Genomic DNA, 1,246 nt, shown 5'->3' with positions numbered 1-1,246 from the left:
AAAGAGCGAGAAAAGCTCCAAAGCGGAAAATTCCAAAAACTCTTCAAATTTAGCGGATAAAACCCCAAAAGCTTCCGCCTCGGAAAATTCTAAAAGCTCTAAAAACTCCTCCGCCAAAAAAACGCAATCTGCAAAAAACGCGGATCTAAGCTCGCTATCCAAAGAGGATCTGGAATTTTTGCGCTCCACTAGACCTAGCGGTGCGGATACCGCACAAGACGTGGATGAAATTTCATCCGATCGGCAAAGCAGCGAGGATGCCTCCGCAAAAAACGAAGAGGATGAGCCTAGCACGGAAAATAGTGAGCTTAGAAAAAGCAGCGTTAAAAAGGAGGATAAAAGCGCGAAGCTAGCGTTAAATTCCTTACGCTGCGATGCGAACGAGATCGTGCTTGAGTTTAACCGCGATCTGCAGCAGAGCGACTACAAGGATTTCACCATCGCGAGCAACGATCACTTTCGCTTCGTGATTGATTTTAGCGCACGCCAAAAGTCGCACAATACGCGGCTACAAGATAGCTTCGTAGGCGAGGTACGCATCTCGCAATACAACGACAAAACCGTGCGCGTCGTGCTTAGCGACGAGAAAAAATTTAACGCTAGCGTGCAGATCGACGAAAATTTAATGATTTTAAGCGCCGTCGAAAGCTCCAAGTCCGCAAAAGCCGCGCGCGCAGAAAAAAACAGAGATCAAAAATCGGGGCGCAAGCGCGGACGCGAGCAAGATAGCGAGCCGCAAATCAGCACGATAGAGGAATCAGGAGGCGCCAAATGCGCAAGGTGCCAAAACCGCGTCCGTAGCCGCCGGTAAAATTTACAAATCCACCAAGGGCAAGCTCATCGTAATCGATCCAGGTCACGGCGGCAGCGATTCGGGCGCGGTAGGAAACGGGCTGAAGGAAAAAAACGTCGTGCTGGCCACATCCAAAAAGCTTGGCGCGCTGCTTCAAAAGCGCGGCTACAGGGTTCTTTACACGCGCAGCACCGACGTTTTTATAAATCTGCGGTCGCGCACGATATTTGCCGGCAAAAAGAACGCCGATATGTTTATCTCGATCCACGCAAACGCCGCTCCTAACGCAAGCGCGGCATCCAGAATGAGCGGAGTGGAGACCTTTTTCTTAAGCCCGGCTAGAAGCGAGCGCAGCAAAAACGCCGCCGCGCTCGAAAACAAGGGCGATTTGGAGGATATGAATACCTTCTCGAAGCAGACCTTCCTAAATTTTTTAAATCGCGAGAAGATAAT

General features: G+C 50.0%; 2 protein-coding genes. Both read left to right on the top strand.

The window, feature by feature from the left end; translation table 11 throughout:
• Window positions 1–811 (top strand): AMIN domain-containing protein (locus Q0135_RS02325; RefSeq protein WP_297987934.1); only part of this gene is annotated, 811 nt, incomplete at its 5' end.
• A 1-nt stretch (window position 812) separates the two neighbouring features.
• Window positions 813–1,246: N-acetylmuramoyl-L-alanine amidase (locus tag Q0135_RS02320; RefSeq protein ID WP_367272138.1), on the top strand; the 434-nt coding region annotated here is incomplete at its 3' end.

The organism is uncultured Campylobacter sp. (assembly GCF_937981295.1).
Classification (GTDB): domain Bacteria; phylum Campylobacterota; class Campylobacteria; order Campylobacterales; family Campylobacteraceae; genus Campylobacter_B.
Note: the sequence above shows the minus strand (reverse complement) of the source record. Positions and strands in the feature narration are given on the sequence as shown.